Source organism: Nitrosomonas eutropha (genome assembly GCF_003201195.1).
Classification (GTDB): domain Bacteria; phylum Pseudomonadota; class Gammaproteobacteria; order Burkholderiales; family Nitrosomonadaceae; genus Nitrosomonas; species Nitrosomonas eutropha.
Genome location: NZ_QICQ01000012.1, coordinates 1 through 19788 on the forward strand (window position 1 = coordinate 1; position 19788 = coordinate 19788).

Below are 19788 nucleotides of genomic sequence, written 5' to 3' on the forward strand. Positions count from 1 at the left end.
GCCGTTAACGTCGTTTTCCCATGATCCACATGGCCTATCGTCCCTACATTTATATGCGGCTTCACCCGCTCGAATTTACTTTTCGCCATTACGTCAACCTCTTTTTATTTGAATAGCTTTATTTCTTACTGATGATTGCCTCAGCCACATTTTTTGGAGCTTCAGAATAATGCTTGAACTCCATAGAGTATGTTGCCCTACCTTGAGTAGCAGATCGAAGTATAGTGGAGTACCCAAACATCTCCGCCAATGGTACTTCTGATCGTATCACCTTAAACCCTGGAATATCTTCCATTCCCTGAATAATTCCACGACGTGAAGATAAGTCACCAACCACATTACCCATAAACTCAGATGGTGTTTCCACTTCTACTGCCATCATTGGCTCCAAAAGAACTGGGCTGGCTTTTTTCATACCATCTTTAAACGCTATTGATGCAGCCATCTTAAAAGCATTTTCATTGGAATCAACATCGTGGTATGAACCATCAAATAATGCGATTTTTACATCAACAACCGGGTATCCGGCAAGCACTCCGTTCGATAATGAATCCCGCAATCCTTTCTCAACAGCAGGAATATATTCTCTCGGAACAGCACCACCCTTAATTTCATCAACAAATTCAAATCCCTTACCTGCTTCATTAGGCTCCATTCGCAACCATACATGACCATATTGACCACGACCACCACTTTGCTTAACGAATTTACCCTCAATCTCAACTTGCTTTCTTATCGCTTCTCGGTATGCAACTTGTGGAGCACCTACGTTTGCCTCCACTCCAAATTCTCTCTTCATCCGATCAACAATAATTTCCAGGTGGAGTTCACCCATACCAGAAATAATCGTCTGGCCAGATTCCTCATCTGTTCTAACTCTAAAAGATGGATCTTCCTGAGCTAAACGGTTAAGCGCAATCCCCATCTTTTCCTGATCAATCTTAGTTTTTGGCTCTACCGCTACATGAATAACTGGCTCCGGGAAATCCATACGTTCCAGAGTAATTACATGATTAGGATCACATAATGTATCCCCCGTTGTAACTTCCTTCAGACCTACTGCTGCAGCAATATCGCCAGTTCCAACCTCTTTAATTTCTTCACGCTGATTAGCGTGCATCTGCAACAATCTACCAATCCTTTCCCTCTTTCCTTTAACAGGATTAAATACAGTATCACCTGATTTAACAGTCCCAGAATATACCCGAAAAAATATTAGCTGCCCAACGTAGGGATCTGTCGCAATCTTAAATGCTAGAGCTGCAAATGGACTATCTTCACTTGGTCCACGCTCATCCTCCAAGCCATTTTCATCTACACCTTTAATTGCCGGTACATCTAATGGTGAAGGCAAATAATCTAAAACAGCATCCAACATAGCCTGCACACCTTTATTTTTGAATGCTGTCCCACAAAGCATTGGCACGATTTCATTATTTATTGTTCTTGCACGTAGCCCTTGCTTGATGTCCTCCACTGCCAAATCACCCGCTTCCAAATACTTATTCATCAACTCTTCACTTGCTTCGGCCGCAGACTCTATCATTTTTTCGCGCCAAGTAGCCGCATCAGCTTGTTGAGAAGCCGGTATTTCACGCTCCTCAAATTTCGTGCCTTGACTTGCATCATCCCAATAAACAGCTTTCATCTTCACGAGATCAATGATGCCAGCAAATTTATCTTCCGCTCCGATAGGCAATTGAATTGGCACAGGATTTGCCTTAAGCCTACTTATCATTTGCTCACGGACACGCATAAAATTTGCACCCGATCGATCCATTTTATTTACAAAAGCCAGCCTCGGAACGCCATACTTATTTGCTTGCCGCCAAACCGTCTCTGTTTGTGGCTGCACACCACCAACCGAACAAAATACCGTACAAGCTCCATCCAAAACCCGCAATGAACGCTCCACTTCAATCGTAAAATCTACGTGCCCTGGTGTATCAATTACATTAATCCTGTGCTCGGGGTAATTGCCCGCCATCCCCTTCCAGAAACATGTTGTGGCGGCAGAAGTAATTGTAATGCCCCTTTCCTGCTCTTGCTCCATCCAATCCATAGTGGCAGCACCGTCATGCACCTCTCCCAACTTATGAGAAACACCTGTATAAAATAATATACGCTCACTTGTTGTTGTTTTTCCTGCATCAATATGAGCCATGATGCCTATATTACGGTATCGCTCTAACGGATTTCTTTTTGACACTGCCACACCCTAAGATTGTTTTTTCTGATAAATAGCTACAGCTGTACTTTATATATAAGCAGCCAACTCTTCAAAACCTGAAATGAGAAAATGCTTTATTTGATTCTGCCATTCTATGCACTTCCTCACGCTTCTTAATTGCCGTTCCACGATTCTCAGAAGCCTCCAGCAATTCACCAGCCAATCTTAAATCCATTGACTTCTCACTACGCTTACGAGCTGCGTCTCGCAACCACCGCATAGCCAGAGCACTCCTTCTCACCGACCTAACCTCAACCGGAACCTGATAATTCGCACCACCTACCCGCCTGCTTTTAACTTCTACGACCGGCCTGATGTTTGACAGCGCCTGTGTAAATACCTCCACCGGATCCTTTCCCGATTTTTTCTCTACGTGACTTAAAGCACCATATATGATTTGCTCAGCAATTGATTTTTTTCCACGCGTCATCAATACGTTTACAAATTTAGCCAATTCCACATTATGGTATTTTGGATCCGGTAAAATCTCTCTTTTGGGCACTTCTCTGCGTCTAGGCATTTTGCACTATCTCAATATTTTGATTATTAATCTCACACAGCTATACGCACACTGAACTATATATCTTATGCACTTTTTGGTCTTTTTGAACCATATTTTGAACGCGCTTTCTTTCTATCTTTCACACCAGCCGTATCCAAACTTCCGCGCACAGTGTGATACCGAACACCCGGCAAATCCCTAACTCTTCCACCACGGATCAATACAACCGAGTGCTCCTGCAAATTATGCCCCTCGCCTCCAATATAGCTACTCACTTCATAACCATTGGTTAATCGCACCCTGGCCACTTTCCTGAGCGCAGAGTTTGGCTTTTTAGGCGTTGTCGTATAAACACGAGTGCACACCCCTCTTTTCTGGGGACAGCTCTCAAGAGCAGGAACCTTACTTTTTACTTGCTTTGCTTTACGTGGCTTGCGCACCAATTGACTAATTGTCGGCATTTTGCTCCCAGCTTTTCATACATCAAGTTTTAATTCTATTATGCAGGTTGTTTTCATTAAAATAGCGCAGACTCTTTTTTACGCCTTCAACCTATGTTTTTCTTTTGCTTTCCTATAGCCTTGTTTTACACAAAACCCTCTCGCCTTATATAGCGGCTAAAAAAGACTGCGAATTTTACGGCGTTATTATTTTCAAGTCAAGGCTAAAGTATTCTGTTGCCGCAGTTAAATCAACTGACTATCCAAAGGTCTGCTCCCATTTCACATTGGTAACCACAGGAAGGTACAAACCCATAGCCACGAGGCTTTCGTGGTTATGTTTGAATTTATCAAAGCACGGGACCACCGCCCGGCACTGTTTCAACCGTGTGAAAATATTTTTTACCAGGTGTCAGTATCGGTATAGTCCCCGGTCCGGATCTGCATTACCTGTTTTGGAGTTACTCCTTCCCTGGAATGACTGCCTTGGCACCTTGTTGTTCGATTTGATCGCGAATGGCCTGACTGTCATAGTCCTTTGTCTGCGATAATGGATTGAGCCGCGCCCAGCCTGGATCGCAAAGCCAATGCGTGTGTGCAATCATTGATCTGACTACCGATAATATTGAATGCGATGGGAAGTCCCTGAGTATCACCGCCATGTGAATCTTGCGGGTATTACCGGCCCTGGCTTTTTCCAATTGCTTTATCCTTACCGCTCGCACTGTGCTGGTGAGCCTTGATAGCTACCATCGATAAAAACCCGCTCCATGTCCAGCTCAACCACCAGAGCCTGAAATACCTTGAGCCATTTTCCGCTGACAGACCAGGCGGTGCATCGTTTATAAACCTTGCTCCAGCTCCCGAATGAACCGGTACCATGCGGTACAGTATGCCTTCGACAGTCATACGCAAATCTTGCTTGTTGTAGAGGTGATTGTGAAGCAAAATGGCCAGTAGCTTCAGCCAGAGTTCTGCATTGAGCAACAACCGGGGCATTGCAAGCTCCTATTGCTGGTGAGAGCTACAACGATACGAACTTGCTTCTTTAAATCAATATTGAGATCAAACAGGAACAGGCCTTAATAAATTAGGCACATCGACATCTTTTTACTCAATCGTATTTTTCAGAATCCTTTCACGAAGTGAACTATCATCGTATTACCACACGCGTACCCAGTTTTACCCACGGATTCAATTGATCAATTTGGACATTAGTAAGAGCCACACATCCATTTGTCCAATTGAAACGAGAGTGTACTGCCTGATCACCCTTACCTATGCCATGAATACCTATGTAACCACCAAGCGATGTATCCTGTGGTGACAATCCCGTGGATTCAATGGCATTCATTATATTTTCCCAGACTTGTCGCGAAATTCTCCCCTCTGAAAGAGCCAAGTCCGCAACCTCTCGATTAGGATAATTAATGCCATAAAAACGATAGAAGCGGTCATGTTGTTTAACCCAACTGATTTGGAACGATCCTAGCGGTGTTTGATTATCTCCTCGCATCCTTGAGCGGCTAGCGCCATACCGACCAATAGCGACATTATCAAAAGTCAGCAAGACTTTATCCTTGCGCATGACACTAAGCCGGTGCTCTGAAGTATCTATCAGAATCCACACGTCCTGAGCTGCACGGCTTGGCAGTGGAAATACCAACAACAAAAATAATCCGGTTAGAATCCAGCGCATTGTCAAACCACATCTGTCAAAAATTAATAACCCACTCTGAACACCCCTACTATCTCTGCTTCAATATCGCAGTAGTTCATGGTTTTCGTGCACCCAAGCCCCAGATCCAATCAGAATGCATAAAAAATCATGGCTCACTACCAGAACAGTCGCAAAAAGGAGCATTACCTGTTTTTTTGCAGACACAAAGCCAAACCGAGCCAGCTTCCCTAATCGTAAATGGCACAGGGTTTATTCCGGCACCTCTATGAGAACCGTCACAGAATGGTTGTGATTGACTGAGACCACATCGACACCAGTAATATCGCTTCCCAATTTCCAGCTGAACCTGAATCGGATGATTCTGCACAGCACCAGATTTATCCATGGCTTACTCCCACGGAACACTTGAGATACTGTTAATCAAATAGCTTCAGGGCTGTTTCACTACCAGCAGCAATACTATGTGCCGCCATTGTAGTTTGAATATCAGCCAACCGCTGCCTACTTCTTTTTACTCCACTTTCACTCAGCGGTACTCTGTTGTCATCCACCAGAAGGCCGTTCAATGTCGATGAAAAAAGTCTGGCAATATGGACCATCTGATCAAATACTTTCTCACCATTTGCGACCCTGGGCACATCTAACAGAAAAGTAATGCCCCGAGTAGTCAACGTCCGCATATTTGCCGGCAAAAACAGAGCAGACTCAAAGTTGCCAAGGGAAAACATCACCTCATTCGTTTCGCTATCCCGGTATCTGAAAACTCCTTCGGATTCCAGCCTAAAACCAGATGCCTCCGCCAACGCACGGATTTTGGTTCCAACAAAAGCACCACCATCTTTACTGATAATATTGACACCCATAATCACATCGACATCAGCACAAAATCTATCCAGATCAACCGCCCTGGCATACGCATCCGCAATATCAGGACAATCAACTTCCGCGTGAATCTGCACAGAAAAATCTTCGGCCATGTCACGAAATCTCGATAAATTAATTTCTGTTACCAGTCCAGAGCGATCCACAAGCTGCAAGCATCCTTTCAATTCGATATACGTATTTCTGGGGCTAAGCGTATCTAGCGAAATCTCCTCCCACAGCTGTCCTTCTGACTGCAGGCCGTACCAGCGCACTGGCTTACCGTAATCGAACTTCTGTTGCAGCAGATCTATGAGTCTCTCATGCGGGATAGGTGAGTTTGAGCGAATATCGGCAATATAATTGATCATGCTATCAACGCTAGCAGCTTTCTTCTGCACACCGGGCTCTTTCTGTACCGGCTGATCGTTCGCCACATGCCGTTCAGACAAAGCACTCGCCGGAACATTGGCCAAATCCGTCGCATCATCCTGAATTGACGGTACTTCATCACCAAATTGTGGCTCAATCCGTTCATCTACAGATATTGGTTTATGCTCATCACTCAATAAAACATCATCATGCTCATGTCTGAACGCATCCTGAACCCGGCGATGATGGCGAGCCAACTGAATTCTGTTGAATATGACAACCCCGGCAATAATCACAACACCAATAATAACCAGGCTGATTTGCAAATCACTCATAAACTGTTATCCCCCTTTGGCACAATTGGTACGATTATAATCGTTCTGCTCGCACACAAGGGCACTTCTCAGAACCTGTTCCAACTCTTTTTAGCAGGATCACCAGAAATGCCAAAAGTGAATGAACTGTAAGCTGGCATTGAGTAATCGCTCACAGTTTTTTCACAGTCACCGATTCTTTTCTCGCCACGCGAAGCTACGTCCCACAATCCAGCACCTGGGTATGATTTACCCAGGCATGACTTTAAAGGTATAGCAGCTCGCTATGATTGGCGATTTGTACCGTCACAAACTTTCCCAGGATTTCGCACACTCCTTGGGCAAAAGGTTTGCCCAGATAGGCGCTGTCGTACAGCAAACTTTGTCCTTGCTGCAGCCCATGTTTGCAACGACGCAGCCACCAGCAAAGCCCCCTTACGGCCTGCCACCTTCGCGTAATTCACTCCAGATGGAAAAGTACGAGTGTGCTGTGCGCTATTTGGGAAACTCCTCGGGCAGCATGCGCCATTGGCAGCCGCTCCTGAGTAAATACAGAGCACCGCACAGAATACTTCGGACAGGTCTATGCGTCTGGGGTAGGTCTTCCAGCGCGCACACTCCAACAACGGCTTGATAATTTCAAATTGTTCGCGACTGATGTCGCTCGGATAATTTTTTCTCATGCCCCAACATTATTATCAGCAGTTTTACAAGATCATAAACAGGTTCTTACAACCAACGCTTGCGCCGGAAATAAATCAGCATGCCAATAACCACAACGGCCATTACACTGAGCACGTAAAAATAGCCAAAACGCCAGTGCAGCTCAGGCAGATTCCACGGGCTTTCAGTATCAAAGTTCATACCGTACAGACCCGTGAGAAACATAAGGGGTAAAAAAATTGTGGCGATAATGGTAAGTGCCTTCATGACATCATTCATACGCTGGCTCACTGCGGACAGATAAGTATCAAGCAGATTAGACGCCATCTCACGATAGGTTTCAACAAAGTCAATCACAATCACGCAGTGATCGTAACAGTCACGCATGTAAAGACGTGTGATATCCGACAGAAAATGTCCATCATCGCGCATAAGTGCGGCAATAACCTCACGTTGCGGCCACCAGATGCGACGCACCTGAACCAATTCACGCTTGATGCAATGAATTTTGTTGCGCGCCTCGTGACCTGGGTTGTCGAGAATTTCATTTTCCAGCGCTTCAATCTGATCGCCGAGTTCCTCAAGCAACGAAAATCCACTATCAACAATGACATCCGCCAGTGCATATAGTAAATAATCGGCACCATGCTCGCACGGCTTGCCCGTATTGCGAATACGCCGCCGAACAGGCTCGAAAAGATCACCTGGACCATCGTTAATACTGATGAGATAGTTCTTTCCCAGAAAAATACTCACCAGGCCGGTATTGAATTTACCCGTTTGGTCCTGATGCAGGTAATTGAGCACAACAAACTGCTGCGCCTCGTAGGCTTCTATTTTGGAACGGGTCTCCCGATGGAATACATCCTCTAGCGCAAGCGGATGCAAACCAAACACTGCACTCAACGCCTGCAACTGCTCTGGAGCAGGTAGACCTTGTAAATGCAACCAGATAACGTCTGCTGCGCTGGCAGCAGGCGCCCGGCAATCGTGTGCTGCAAGCCCACGTTGCTCTTCAATCACCCCATTTTTTCCATAACGCAGCAGTGAAATACACGCCAATGGCATCGGTGTCGTCCCTGACCCTGCAGCCGGCAGAGCTTCCAAAGAACCGGGGGACGCACCTGGACGATAATTACGCACGCGAGCATGATGCTTGCGTGGATGACTCAAATTCGTCGTAATTTTATGTTTCATAGACTCCTCTTTCTGCTCCGAAAGAATCTTCTGCCAAATAAAAATTCTTGGTTAAATCTGATGAAACAAACATGCAAGCTACCGATTTCCAGTCACAATCGTTGCACAGTGATCCAATCTTTGGATAAGATCAGAAACGTTAGTCTGTCGGGTGTTACGAAAACAAGTTGTTATGGCCGGATTTTTTATATTTCTCAAGCAGCCTGGGCAATACTTCGTGCAGACAGAATAATACATCTCGGGTCAGCTTAAAAAACTGTCGCGAGCAGATCAGGTGTCGTAAGTTTCTTGAGGCGCCTTTCAATATAACAAGCTGTTTTCATAAGGGGAACACATGAACAATATAGGAAAAGGATTGCTGATTGCTCTCGCAATCACCTGGTCAAGCCTGGCTTTTTCAGTACAGGATGGAGAACATGCTGCAGCCTCTACACCTGTGGAAGAAACAGCCCCGGCCACCGCCGAATCCGAAACTGTGGTCAAGGTAGATGAAAATGCACTACCCAGCGGTATTGGCTGGCAACTGATACGCAAAGTTGAAATGGGTAATTCAGGAAAATTTGTGAATATGGTGTTGATAGAAAAAGGGCGGCAAGCAGATAAAACGATATACAGCTCTGCCATTCACAAGCTGTGCGCAAACGAGAAAGAGTTCTGCAGAATACGTTTCTGGGTACAAAAATACTTCATTCCCGAAAAAGCTTCCCTCACGCTGGAGCAGCAAAAATCCCAACAGGCCGACCACCTGTTTAATCGTGCAGCAGGTATTCACAGAACGCTCTGGGCTTGCACCATCGACCCAACCAGCGAATCCTGCATTCAGTAGTTATTACCTTGTTTCTGAGCTTGCCGGATGTATTATTTCAGCACAGATCAGAAACATCTCTTCCAGAAATAGCCTGGGGTTGAGCGGGTGGTGTGCCAGTTGCTGTGAAGCAGCCAGATCACGCCATAGAAATCCAACCGCAACCGGATCTATGACTGCCGCCTGCCGCTTGATGGCATCCATCTGCTGCAGGTGGTAACGCACCCTTCCACTAAGGTGGCAGCTCATCAGGTCATAGCACCATTTCTGCATCCAGCTGGTCACACTGGATAAATCCTGCTTGTACAGTTTTTCTGCCAATCCGATTGGATCAAATTTCTCCGGCACACATAAACTCTGAATAAAATCAGCATGAGGCGAAGATTGTTGCTCGTCATAGTGCAATGCCAGCAATGGTGAGAAACTCGACATGGCCAAACGGAAATCAGGTTGTGCAATTCCCTGTTGAATCAACCAGTCTTTTGCAAGTTTACGATCCGGCGTCGGCATGGCAATCTGCCGACAGCGGCTCAGAATAGTTGCCGGAATCATTGACGTTCCGTGCGCTATCAGAATAAACAACACTTCTGGCGGCGGTTCTTCCAGCTTTTTCAGCAACGCATTGGCAGCAGCTGCATTCATTGCCTCGGCCGGATGAATCAACACCACCTTGTAGCGATTCTGGTGTGCGCTCAGATAGATAAAGTCATCCAGTGTACGGATCTGCGCAATCGTGATCTGCTGACTCGGCTTTTTGCCAGACTTTGTACCACCAGCCTCCTCCTGCTTTTCTTCGCTATTCCTGTCTGCCGTCCCATCCTGAACTGACAACGCTTCCGGCTCCAGCAAACGGAAATTCGGATGCAGCCCCTGTTCAAACCAGTAACAATCCTGACATTTTCCGCATACCCTCCCTGCTGCATCTACCTGTTCACACAGCATGGATCGCACCAGAGCAAGAGCAAAACCCAGCTTACCAGTTCCTTTGCGCCCTTTTAGCAATAGGGCATGATGCCGCCTCAAACTGTCCGGCTGCCGGATCTGCTGCCAGATTGTCTGCTGCCATGGAAAAATTTCAGCCACAGTCATTTTTGAAGTTACCCTATCTTAAAAAAATAGTTTTTCATTAAATAAAGAAACTGCCTTTAATAAAGGCATTGCAGTTTAGCGCGATTTCCAACAAGCATGACCCGGATCGGAAACACTGGCACCCAATCTGGCTGTTTGAATATCCTGGTGATAAAGTCTGCATCCCCCCAAAAAAAGAACAAGGAAAGCAAGGTAATCAGGTAATCACGCAATGTTATTGACATTAACTGATCCATAAATAATCACCAAAACCATGACACACAACGACACCACCGTAGAGGAACCGCCAAATATACACCCGCTCCCTTCCTTCTGGCAGGCACTCATTTGTTTTACAGGAATACTGCTGCTGATTGCATCGGGTTTGTTCGTGTTTCAAATCAGCCTGCACGCACTCATTTTTCTGGCGTTGATCTGGGCAGGCCTGCATACCCATAGCCTGGGTTATTCGTTTACTGCTATTCGCAGCATGATGGATGAAGGCATCGTCAGGGCATTGCCGGCGATTTACATTTTCCTGCTGATCGGCATGGTGATCGCCAGCTTTATGCAAAGCGGTACTATCGCAAGTCTGTTGTATTTTGGTCTCGACTGGCTCAGTCCCTCCTTGTTTCTGGCAACCGGTTTCGTATTGTGCAGCTTGATGTCGGTTGCAACCGGCACCTCCTGGGGCACCGTCGGCACCATCGGCGTAGTACTGATCGGAATCGGTAATGCCATGGGTATTCCGCTGCCACTGGTGGCCGGCATGATCGTCTCCGGCGCAACATTTGGTGACAAGCTGTCACCGATTTCCGACACCACCAATCTCGCGGCAATAAGTGCTGGTACGAATCTATACCGACATATCGGCTCAATGCTGTACACCACGCTGCCCACATTCATAATTGTTCTGGCTATTTTTCTCGTATGGGGACTGCAGTACGGCGATTATCATCTTCCGCAAGCACATCTGGCAGAAATCCGCAGCGCGCTGGCACATTCCTATCGAATGAACGGGGCGATAACGCTGTTACCCCTGCTAGTGATGCTGGGCATGAGTATGAAACGCTACAGTGCCGAAACCAGTATGACATGCAGCATCCTGCTGGCAATGCTGATCGCCGTGGCCTATCAAGGAAGAGATACTGTCAATGTCATCAACGCGCTGTGGCTGAACACACCCGGCCATACCGGCATCGCCAATATTGACGAATTACTTGGACGCGGCGGTTTATACAGCATGGCCTGGACTTTGCTGTTATCCATCATGGCGCTAGCACTGGGCGGCATCCTGTATCGTGCCAGATTCTTGCAAGTACTATTGATGCGGCTGATTGCGCCAATCAACCGAGCCAGTGCCCTGATTGCCGCCACTATTGCTTCCGGCCTGGCCGGTAACCTGGTTATGGGAGAGACGTATATTTCCATCATCCTCACCTGCCAGCTGTTCAGGCAACCTTATCGGGAAAAACAGCTGGATCTGGCCGTGTTATCGCGTTCCACTGAAGAAGGTTCCACACTGACCGCCGGCCTGATCCCGTGGACAACAGCAGGTGTTTTTTACGCCGCAACACTGGGTGTACCAACACTGGACTACGCCGCGTATGCTCTGCTTAACGTGCTAAATCCCCTGGTTTCAATCATCATGGCCATGCTGGGAATCGGCCTGCTGCGTGCCAGGCACCCTGTGGAGAGTTAATATGATATTCCACTCCTGCCAGACATAATCTTCCCGAAAAAGTAAAATCTCTATTTATTCAGCATTTTACCAACATAAAAATTGTTGATAATAGATTAACCCACCCGCTGGCACTATCGGGAGTAGAGAATGCCAGGCGCGCTCCGAGGCAGCGATCGCCAGCAGCTAAAGCCACAAGCAAATAGAAAAGAACAAGGAAATACCCAATGGTTAAATCCAATAACAACAAAACCACCGATCATCTCGGCTTTGAAGCTGAGCTTTTCAAGGCTGCCGACAAGCTGCGCGGCAACATGGAACCCAGCGACTACAAGCACGTCGCTTTGGGGCTGATCTTCCTCAAATACATTTCCGACGCCTTCGAGGCTCGCCATGCGGAGCTAGCGGCCGAAAGTGCAGCAGCCGCCGAAGATAAAGACGAGTACCTCGCGGACAACATCTTCTGGGTACCCAAGGAGGGACGCTGGTCACACCTCAAGGCCAACGCCAAACGCCCTGAAATCGGCACCCTGATCGACGACGCCATGCGCGCCATCGAGAAGGACAACGAATCCCTCAAGGGCGTGCTACCCAAGGACTACGCCCGCCCGGCGCTGAACAAGGTGATGCTGGGCGAGCTGATCGACCTGATCTCGGGCATCGCCATGAACGAGGGCGGCGACAAATCGAAAGACGTGCTTGGCCGGGTCTACGAATACTTCCTCAGCCAGTTCGCCGGCGCCGAAGGCAAGCGCGGCGGCGAGTTCTACACCCCGCGCTCGGTGGTACAGGTGCTGGTGCAGATGCTCGAACCCTACGCCGGTCGCGTCTACGACCCCTGCTGCGGCAGCGGTGGCATGTTCGTGCAGAGCGAGAAGTTCGTACTGGAGCACGGCGGCCGCATTGGCGACATCGCCATCTACGGCCAGGAGAGCAACTACACCACCTGGCGCCTGGCCAAGATGAACCTTGCCGTGCGCGGCATCGACTCCGATATCCGCTGGAACAACGAAGGCAGCTTTCACAAGGACGAGCTGCGCGACCTGCGCTTCGACCACATCCTCGCCAACCCGCCCTTCAACATCTCCGACTGGGGCGGCGACCGCCTGCGCGAAGACCCGCGCTGGCAATTCGGCGTGCCGCCCGTGGGCAACGCCAACTACGCCTGGCTGCAGCACATCCACTGGCACCTGGCCCCCTTTGGCACCGCCGGCGTGGTGCTGGCCAACGGCTCCATGAGCTCCAACCAGAGCGGCGAAGGCGAAATCCGCAAGGCCATGGTGGAAGCCGACGCCGTGGACTGCATGGTTACCCTGCCGGGGCAGTTGTTCTACTCCACGCAGATCCCCGCCTGCTTGTGGTTCCTGGCTCGTGACAAATCCAACGGCAAGCGCGGCTCTCTATCAAAAGGCGGGGAGACTCTGCGCGACCGGCGCGGCGAGGTGCTGTTTATCGACGCCCGAAACATGGGCACGCTGGTGGACCGCACCCGGCGCGAACTTACCGACGAGGACATCCAGAAGATCGCCGACACCTACCATGCCTGGCGCGGCGAGAAGGTAGCGGGCGACGCACAGGGAAGTGCTAGTGTCGCGGGAGGCAGGATGCCGGGAGCGACCCAGTACGCGGACATCCCCGGCTTCTGCAAGGCCGCCACGCTGGAAGAAATCCGCAAGCACGGCCATGTGCTCACCCCCGGCCGCTACGTCGGCGCCGAAGCCGCCGAGGACGACGGTGAAGCCTTTGCCGACAAGATGCAGCGGCTCAGCGCCCAGTGGCGCGAGCAGCAGCAGGAAGCGGCGCGGCTGGATGTCGAAATTGAGGCCAACCTGAGGGAGCTTGGGTATGGGGGGTGAATTCCATCCACTTACGCTTGGGGCCGTATGCTCCAAGATTGGCAGCGGCGCAACTCCTCGTGGCGGCAAGGAGGCGTATCGCGGCGGAGCTACGTCATTGATTCGCAGCCAGAACATCTACAACGACCGCTTCGTTCACGAAGGTCTCGCATTCATCGACGACGATCAAGCTGACGAACTCCGCAACGTCGTTGTGGAAGCCGATGATGTTCTTCTCAACATCACCGGTGATTCGGTCGCGCGTTGCTGCCAAGTTGACCCTGCTGTGTTGCCGGCACGAGTAAACCAGCATGTGGCAATCGTCCGTCCACGGCCGGAAACGCTTGACGCAAGATTTCTGCGTTACTCGCTCGTAAGTCCATCGATGCAAGCGCACTTACTCGCTCTGGCATCCGCCGGCGCAACTCGAAACGCACTCACCAAAGGGATGCTCGAAAAACTTGTAATCGCTGCACCCTCTGTACCTGAACAACGCGCCATCGCCCACATCCTCGGCACGCTGGACGACAAGATCGAACTCAACCGCCGCCGCAACCAGACCCTGGAGGCCATGGCCCGCGCCCTGTTTAAGGACTGGTTCATCGACTTCGGCCCCGTCCGCGCCAAATTGGAAGGCCGCTGGCAACGCAACCAATCACTCCCCGGCCTGCCCGCGCACCTCTACGACCTCTTCCCCGACCGGCTCGTCGAATCAGAACTGGGCGAGATTCCGGAGGGGTGGGAAATTCGACGAGTATCTGATTTTCTGAGTCTTGCTTATGGTAAATCATTGCCAGCTAAAGCCCGAAGCCCTGGCAACGTTCCAGTATATGGCTCTGGTGGTATCACAGGTGTTCATAATATAGCTCTTATTGATAGTGAAGCCGTTATTGTGGGGCGAAAGGGAACTGTCGGCAGTTTGTATTGGGAGCAATCCCCCAGCTACCCAATAGATACAGTTTTTTATGTACAGCCTTTGGTTTCGCTACCTTTTTGTTATCACTTGCTTGAGTCACTCCCGCTGCGTGATATGAACACTGATGCAGCCGTCCCTGGTTTGAACCGTAAGAATGTTTATCGACTTGAAGTTGTGTCACCACCTGAAGTATTGCTCGAAAAATTTTCTGTCTTAGCAAGAAAACTGAGAGAGAAAATTTTTACAGCACAAAACGAGTTGCACTTGCTCACCCAACTCCACGACACCCTGCTCCCGAAACTGATCGCTGGCGAACTGCGTATCGTAGATGCCGAGAAATTCATGGAGAGGACCGGGATATGAGCACGACTCCCGGAAAGACTTACAGCGAAGGGCTCAAGACAGCACGACTGCTGATGGTGCTGAGCAGTATCTCGCCGCTGTTTATTCTCTGGGCCATTCGCGGCAACAGCCTGATCCCGGATCATTACTTCATCGGCTTCTGCACGTCGATGGTCCTGCTGCCCAACGCTTTCCTATGGCTGCGTATCGGCACGGCCAAGCGGAATAACGACCGGCGCGAGGTGACTGTCGGTACAGCCGACGATCATCGCGACCATATTCTAGTCTACCTGTTTGCGATGCTGCTACCCTTCTACTCGGAAGATCTCGGCACGCTACGCGATCTGGCCGCGACGTTCGCTGCGCTGTCGCTCATCGTATTCCTGTTCTGGCACTTGAATCTGCACTACATGAATCTGATGTTTGCCGTGTTCGGCTACCGCGTATTTACCGTCTATCCGCCTGCTGATGGCAATCCACTGACCGGAAAAACGCGATACGCTGTCATCACCCGCCGTGTCAGCCTCTCGCCAAATGAGAAGCTCACCACCTACCGTCTGAGCGACACCGTATACCTGGAGGCTGAATGAATCTTGCGTTTGATCTCAACAAAGTAACGCTCATCGAATTCGGTGTCGGCCGTGACGACGGAAACGGGCAGACGTTTGTGGCCGTACCGGTGGATGCTAAGGTACAGACGACTTTGTGCGAAATGACGCAGGCGACCTGGCAGGCCATGCAGCAGGATAAAGACGGCCCCACAAAATATGAACCCTCGGACAAGCACGGCGGTGTGGAGTGGCTCTATCTGCCGTTAGCCGATGATATGGCCGCTGGCATGCGCGATTTGCATCAGGTAGTGAACCTGCCCATGGATGCAGCTGCCCTTACCTCGCCCGCTGATATATTTTGCTACTTCGTACGGCTGACGGACGACGAGCAGCACAAGCTCACCGCCTTGCGGCGAGCGACCCAGTTCAAGGGTATCGTCAAGAACAAGGGACGCCTGATTCGCTGGTTTGACGACACCTTGCAGATTGTCGAAGATACTATCTTCAAACTAGACAGTGATTTCGACCTGCTCATTGACGAACAGAATGTTCACATTCTTCGCCCGAGCGGCTTCGAGTTTGCGGGCCAGCTGCAACAGGCAATCCTCAATGCAGTGCCCGGCAATGTGGCCGTGATCCAGGCAGAACTGACTTACATCGAATTCGACAGTATCAAACAGTACGCGGCCAAACATCCCCGCGCCGCACGCTATCTCGCCTCGATTCGCACGCAAAAGGAAATAAAGGACATCGACAAGACCTCACTCAAAAAGCTCTGCAAGAGCACGGGCGTTGACGTCTCTGAATCGAACGGCAAAGTGATCATTGCTGCTGGCTATGAAATGGCGTTTCTGCAAGTTCTTGACCGCCGTCGTTACCAATTGGAGTTGGTAAAAAACAAGCCGGAAAAGTTTGTGGCCGCAAGCAGGAAACCAATCAAATGACCTGTATCCCCGTCAACCCCGAGCTGCTGACCTGGGTGCACGAGTGCGCCGGGCTGGATGCACTCGCATCGGTGCGACGATTTTCCAAGCTGCTCTCAGGCGAACTGCGCGTACTCGATGCCGCGCGCATCATCGAAGAACAAGGAGTACTGTAATGGCATTTCTGTCGGAGGCTGCCGTGGAGCAAGCACTGTTGGATCAGTTACGTGCTTTAGGCTACAGCATTGAGCAAGAGGAAATCATCGGCCCCGACGGTAAGCAGTCTGAGCACGAGAGTCATGATGAGGTTGTGCTCAAGAAGCGCTTCGAGGATGCAGTCGCGCGTCTGAACCCTGGCCTACCGCTGGAAGCGCGTCAGGATGCGGTTCACAAAGTGATGCAGTCAGAGCTGCCCTCACTGCTGGAGGAGAACCGCCGCTTGCACAAGCTGCTGACGGAAGGTGTAGATGTGGAGTACTACACCAACGATGGCACCCTGACGGCGGGCAAGGTCGCGCTGATTAACTTTGAACATCCAGAACAAAACGACTGGCTGGCTGTGAGCCAGTTTGTGGTAATCAACGATCAAAATAACCGGCGGCCCGATGTGGTGGTATTCGTCAACGGGTTACCGTTAGGTGTGATTGAGCTGAAAGCACCGGGTAACGCTGGAGCACATCTGCTGGGCGCATTTAACCAATTGCAAACCTACAAACAGCAGATTCCGCAACTTTTTAACACCAACGCACTGCTGGTGACCTCCGACGGTATTACGGCACGAGTGGGGTCGCTATCGGCAGACCTTGAGCGTTTTATGCCATGGCGCACCACCGACGGCACACGCATCGAACCCAAAGGCATGCCGGAGATGGCCACGCTGATCGAGGGCGTGTTCGAGCAAGGACGCTTTCTCGACCTGCTGCGCCATTTCACCGTGTTTGGCGAAACCGGTGGCGGGCTGATCAAGATCATCGCCGGCTACCACCAGTTTCACGCGGTGAAGAAGGCGGTAGTTTCTACGTTACGGGCGAGCCAGCCATCGGATCGTCTCGGAGTGGCCGAGGACCCGGCTGTCTACGGGCTACCCAGCGTTAAGGTCCAACCGCCTGGTGATCACAAGGCCGGGGTGATCTGGCATACGCAGGGTTCCGGCAAGAGCCTGCTGATGGCGTTTTACGCGGGCCTGCTGGTATTCGACTCGCGCATGGCCAACCCCACGTTGGTGGTGCTCACCGACCGCAACGATCTGGACGACCAGTTATTCGCTACCTTCGCCATGTGCAAGGACCTGCTGCGCCAGACGCCGGTGCAGGCGCAGGACCGCGAGCATCTGCGCACCCTGCTCAACCGCGCTTCGGGCGGCGTGATCTTTACCACTCTGCAGAAGTTTTCCCCGGCGGCAGACGAGACCGATTTCCCCGCGCTCACGAATCGGTCCAACATCGTGGTCATCGCCGACGAAGCGCACCGCAGCCAGTACGGCTTCAGAGCAAAAGTGGCCAGCAAAACCGGTGAGATTGCCTACGGCTTTGCCAAATATCTGCGTGATGCGCTGCCCCATGCCTCCTTCATCGGCTTTACCGGTACGCCCATCGAAGCCGCCGATGTGAACACGCCGGCGGTGTTCGGCCACTACATCGACATCTACGACATCAGCCGTGCGGTGGAAGATGGCGCTACGGTGCCGATCTATTACGAATCGCGGCTGGCGCGCATCGAACTGGATGAGGACGAGAAACCGCACATCGACGCCGAGATCGAGGCACTGCTGGAAGACGAAGTTGAGGCCAGCGCCGAACGCACCAAACAGAAATGGAGCACCGTGGAGGCACTGGTGGGCAGCGACAAGCGCCTCGCCCTGGTGGCCGCCGACCTGGTGCAGCACTTCGAGGACCGGGTGGCGGCACTCTCAGGCCGCGCGATGATGGTGTGCATGAGCCGGCGCATCTGTGTGGCGCTGTATGACCAGATCATCAAGCTGTGCCCCGACTGGCACAGCAACGATGACAACGCCGGCAGCATCAAGATCGTGATGACCGGCACGGCGTCTGACCCGGTTGAGTGGCAACAGCACATCGGAAACAAGGCGCGCCGTGATCTGCTGGCCAAGCGTGCCCGTGATCCGCAGGACCCGCTGCGGCTGGTGATCGTGCGCGACATGTGGCTGACTGGCTTCGATGCGCCCAGCATACATACCATGTATATCGACAAGCCGATGCGTGGCCACGGCCTGATGCAGGCCATTGCCCGCGTTAACCGGGTGTTCCGTGACAAGCCGGCGGGCTTGATCGTGGATTACATCGGCATTGCCCAGAACCTGAAGTCGGCCCTCGCCCAGTATTCCAAACCGGATCAAGACAAAACCGGTATTGATGAGCGGGAGGCCGTGGCGGTGTTGTTGGAGAAGGTCGAGATTGTGCGCGACATGTTCTTTGGGTTCGACTACCAAACCGGCCTTGGCGGCACGCCCAGCGAGCGGCTGGCGATGATGGCCAGCGCCATCGAATGGATACTCGACAAGCAGCAGCAATGGGCGGCGGCAGAAAAGACGCCAGAGGCTTCGAGGCAGGCGCGACGGCGCTTTGCCGATGGCGTACTGAGTCTATCGAAGGCCTTTGCACTGGTGGCAAGTTCGGATGAAGCGCGCGGCATCCGCGAGGAAGTCGGTTTCTTCCAGGCCATCCGTGCTGCGCTAGTCAAGACGGCGGGCGGTGCAGGGGCTATCCGGCAGGATCGGGAACTAGCCATCCAGCAGATCGTCAGCCGTGCTGTGGTCTCCACCGAGATCGTCGATATCCTTGCTGCTGCTGGCATCCAGACGCCGGATATCTCCATCCTCTCCGACGAGTTTCTGCTTGAAGTGCAGCAGATGGAGAAAAAGAATCTGGGGCTGGAAGCGCTGCGCAAGCTGCTCAATGACAGCATCCGCTCGCGCACCCGCACCAACGTGGTTGAGACTCGCGCTTTCACCGAGCGGTTGGAAGACGCCATTGCCCGTTATCACGCCAATGCTATCACCACCGCCGAGGTGCTGCAGGAACTGATCAATTTGGCGCAGGACATTCGCGCCGCGCGCAATCGCGGCGAGGAACAGGGCTTATCCCTTGATGAGATCGCCTTTTACGACGCGCTGGCGGAGAACGAATCTGCTGTGCAGGTGATGGGTGACGACAATTTGCGGGTTATCGCTCACGAGCTGCTGGTCAGCCTGAAAGAAAACATTGCCGTTGACTGGGCCCACCGTGAATCGGCCCGGGCGCGGCTGCGCGTGCTGGTCAAGCGCATCCTGCGCAAATATGGCTACCCACCCGACCTGCAGGATGCGGCGGTGCAGACCGTATTGCAGCAGGCGGAGGCATTGTCGTCAGAATGGAGTGTGGCTGGATATGGATGAAACCTGATTGGAA

17 protein-coding genes and 2 pseudogenes are annotated in these 19788 nt (G+C 51.2%); 8 read left to right on the top strand and 11 right to left on the bottom strand.

Features of this window, described 5'->3' with window-relative positions:
- From C8R14_RS05830 to corA, 10 genes and pseudogenes are all read right to left on the bottom strand, one after another.
- On the bottom strand, nt 1-89 hold an 89-nt coding region (locus C8R14_RS05830; RefSeq protein ID WP_074455448.1), incomplete at its 3' end, for a GTP-binding protein.
- Between the two features lie 29 nt (nt 90-118).
- The gene (fusA, locus tag C8R14_RS05835) at nt 119-2209 is read right to left on the bottom strand and encodes an elongation factor G (protein ID WP_011633670.1); all 2091 of its coding nucleotides are present in this window, start codon (nt 2207-2209) and stop codon (nt 119-121) included.
- A gap of 70 nt (nt 2210-2279) precedes the next feature.
- On the bottom strand, nt 2280-2750 hold the full coding sequence (gene rpsG, locus C8R14_RS05840; protein WP_011633669.1) for a 30S ribosomal protein S7: 471 nt from the start codon (nt 2748-2750) through the stop codon (nt 2280-2282).
- Between the two features lie 65 nt (nt 2751-2815).
- A complete protein-coding gene (rpsL, locus tag C8R14_RS05845; RefSeq protein WP_011633668.1) occupies nt 2816-3193 on the bottom strand; it encodes a 30S ribosomal protein S12 in 378 nt (125 codons plus the stop codon).
- A gap of 261 nt (nt 3194-3454) precedes the next feature.
- Nucleotides 3455-4171 (bottom strand): annotated as a pseudogene (locus tag C8R14_RS05850) (IS5 family transposase).
- Nucleotides 4172-4325: 154 nt separating this feature from the next.
- On the bottom strand, nt 4326-4871 hold the full coding sequence (locus C8R14_RS05855) for a L,D-transpeptidase family protein (RefSeq protein ID WP_011633666.1): 546 nt from the start codon (nt 4869-4871) through the stop codon (nt 4326-4328).
- Nucleotides 4872-4998: 127 nt separating this feature from the next.
- The gene (locus tag C8R14_RS05860) at nt 4999-5238 is read right to left on the bottom strand and encodes a CDGSH iron-sulfur domain-containing protein (protein WP_011633665.1); all 240 of its coding nucleotides are present in this window, start codon (nt 5236-5238) and stop codon (nt 4999-5001) included.
- Between the two features lie 31 nt (nt 5239-5269).
- Nucleotides 5270-6421: a cell division protein ZipA gene (locus tag C8R14_RS05865; RefSeq protein WP_011633664.1), complete on the bottom strand. Its 1152-nt coding sequence runs from the start codon at nt 6419-6421 to the stop codon at nt 5270-5272.
- A gap of 34 nt (nt 6422-6455) precedes the next feature.
- Nucleotides 6456-7083: pseudogene (locus tag C8R14_RS05870) on the bottom strand (transposase).
- Nucleotides 7084-7129: 46 nt separating this feature from the next.
- Nucleotides 7130-8260 (bottom strand): magnesium/cobalt transporter CorA, encoded by a 1131-nt coding sequence (corA, locus tag C8R14_RS05875; protein WP_049753083.1) that lies wholly within the window; start codon nt 8258-8260, stop codon nt 7130-7132.
- Between the two features lie 334 nt (nt 8261-8594).
- Between corA and C8R14_RS05880 the strand changes: the two genes are divergently transcribed.
- Nucleotides 8595-9086: a hypothetical protein gene (locus C8R14_RS05880; RefSeq protein ID WP_011633661.1), complete on the top strand. Its 492-nt coding sequence runs from the start codon at nt 8595-8597 to the stop codon at nt 9084-9086.
- A 3-nt stretch (nt 9087-9089) separates the two neighbouring features.
- Here C8R14_RS05880 and holB read toward each other — a convergent pair whose 3' ends face one another.
- Entirely contained in the window at nt 9090-10154 is a 1065-nt protein-coding gene (holB, locus tag C8R14_RS05885) for a DNA polymerase III subunit delta' (protein WP_011633660.1), read from the bottom strand.
- A 253-nt stretch (nt 10155-10407) separates the two neighbouring features.
- Here holB and nhaC point away from each other — a divergent pair, with 253 nt between their 5' ends.
- The 7 genes from nhaC to C8R14_RS05915 all read left to right on the top strand — a co-directional run bounded on the left by nhaC (nt 10408) and on the right by C8R14_RS05915 (nt 19775).
- Complete coding sequence (nhaC, locus tag C8R14_RS05890) at nt 10408-11835, top strand: Na+/H+ antiporter NhaC (RefSeq protein WP_011633659.1); 1428 nt, start codon at nt 10408-10410, stop codon at nt 11833-11835.
- A gap of 206 nt (nt 11836-12041) precedes the next feature.
- Nucleotides 12042-13670, top strand: a complete 1629-nt coding sequence (locus C8R14_RS05895; protein ID WP_011633658.1) for a class I SAM-dependent DNA methyltransferase — start codon at nt 12042-12044, stop codon at nt 13668-13670.
- Nucleotides 13660-14928 carry a restriction endonuclease subunit S gene (locus C8R14_RS13490; protein ID WP_011633657.1) on the top strand — a complete coding sequence of 423 codons (1269 nt, stop codon included), beginning with the start codon at nt 13660-13662 and terminating at the stop codon, nt 14926-14928. The genes C8R14_RS05895 and C8R14_RS13490 overlap by 11 nt, the downstream gene beginning before the upstream one ends.
- On the top strand, nt 14925-15497 hold the full coding sequence (locus C8R14_RS05905) for a KwaA family protein (protein WP_011633656.1): 573 nt from the start codon (nt 14925-14927) through the stop codon (nt 15495-15497). Before C8R14_RS13490 ends, C8R14_RS05905 begins: the two co-directional genes overlap by 4 nt.
- Entirely contained in the window at nt 15494-16402 is a 909-nt protein-coding gene (locus C8R14_RS05910; protein ID WP_011633655.1) for a Kiwa anti-phage protein KwaB-like domain-containing protein, read from the top strand. Before C8R14_RS05905 ends, C8R14_RS05910 begins: the two co-directional genes overlap by 4 nt.
- Nucleotides 16399-16557, top strand: a complete 159-nt coding sequence (locus C8R14_RS13495) for a hypothetical protein (protein ID WP_160803453.1) — start codon at nt 16399-16401, stop codon at nt 16555-16557. The genes C8R14_RS05910 and C8R14_RS13495 overlap by 4 nt, the downstream gene beginning before the upstream one ends.
- Nucleotides 16557-19775, top strand: coding sequence for a type I restriction endonuclease subunit R (locus tag C8R14_RS05915; RefSeq protein WP_011633654.1), 3219 nt, complete (start codon nt 16557-16559; stop codon nt 19773-19775). Before C8R14_RS13495 ends, C8R14_RS05915 begins: the two co-directional genes overlap by 1 nt.
- The last annotated feature ends 13 nt before the right edge of the window (nt 19776-19788 follow it).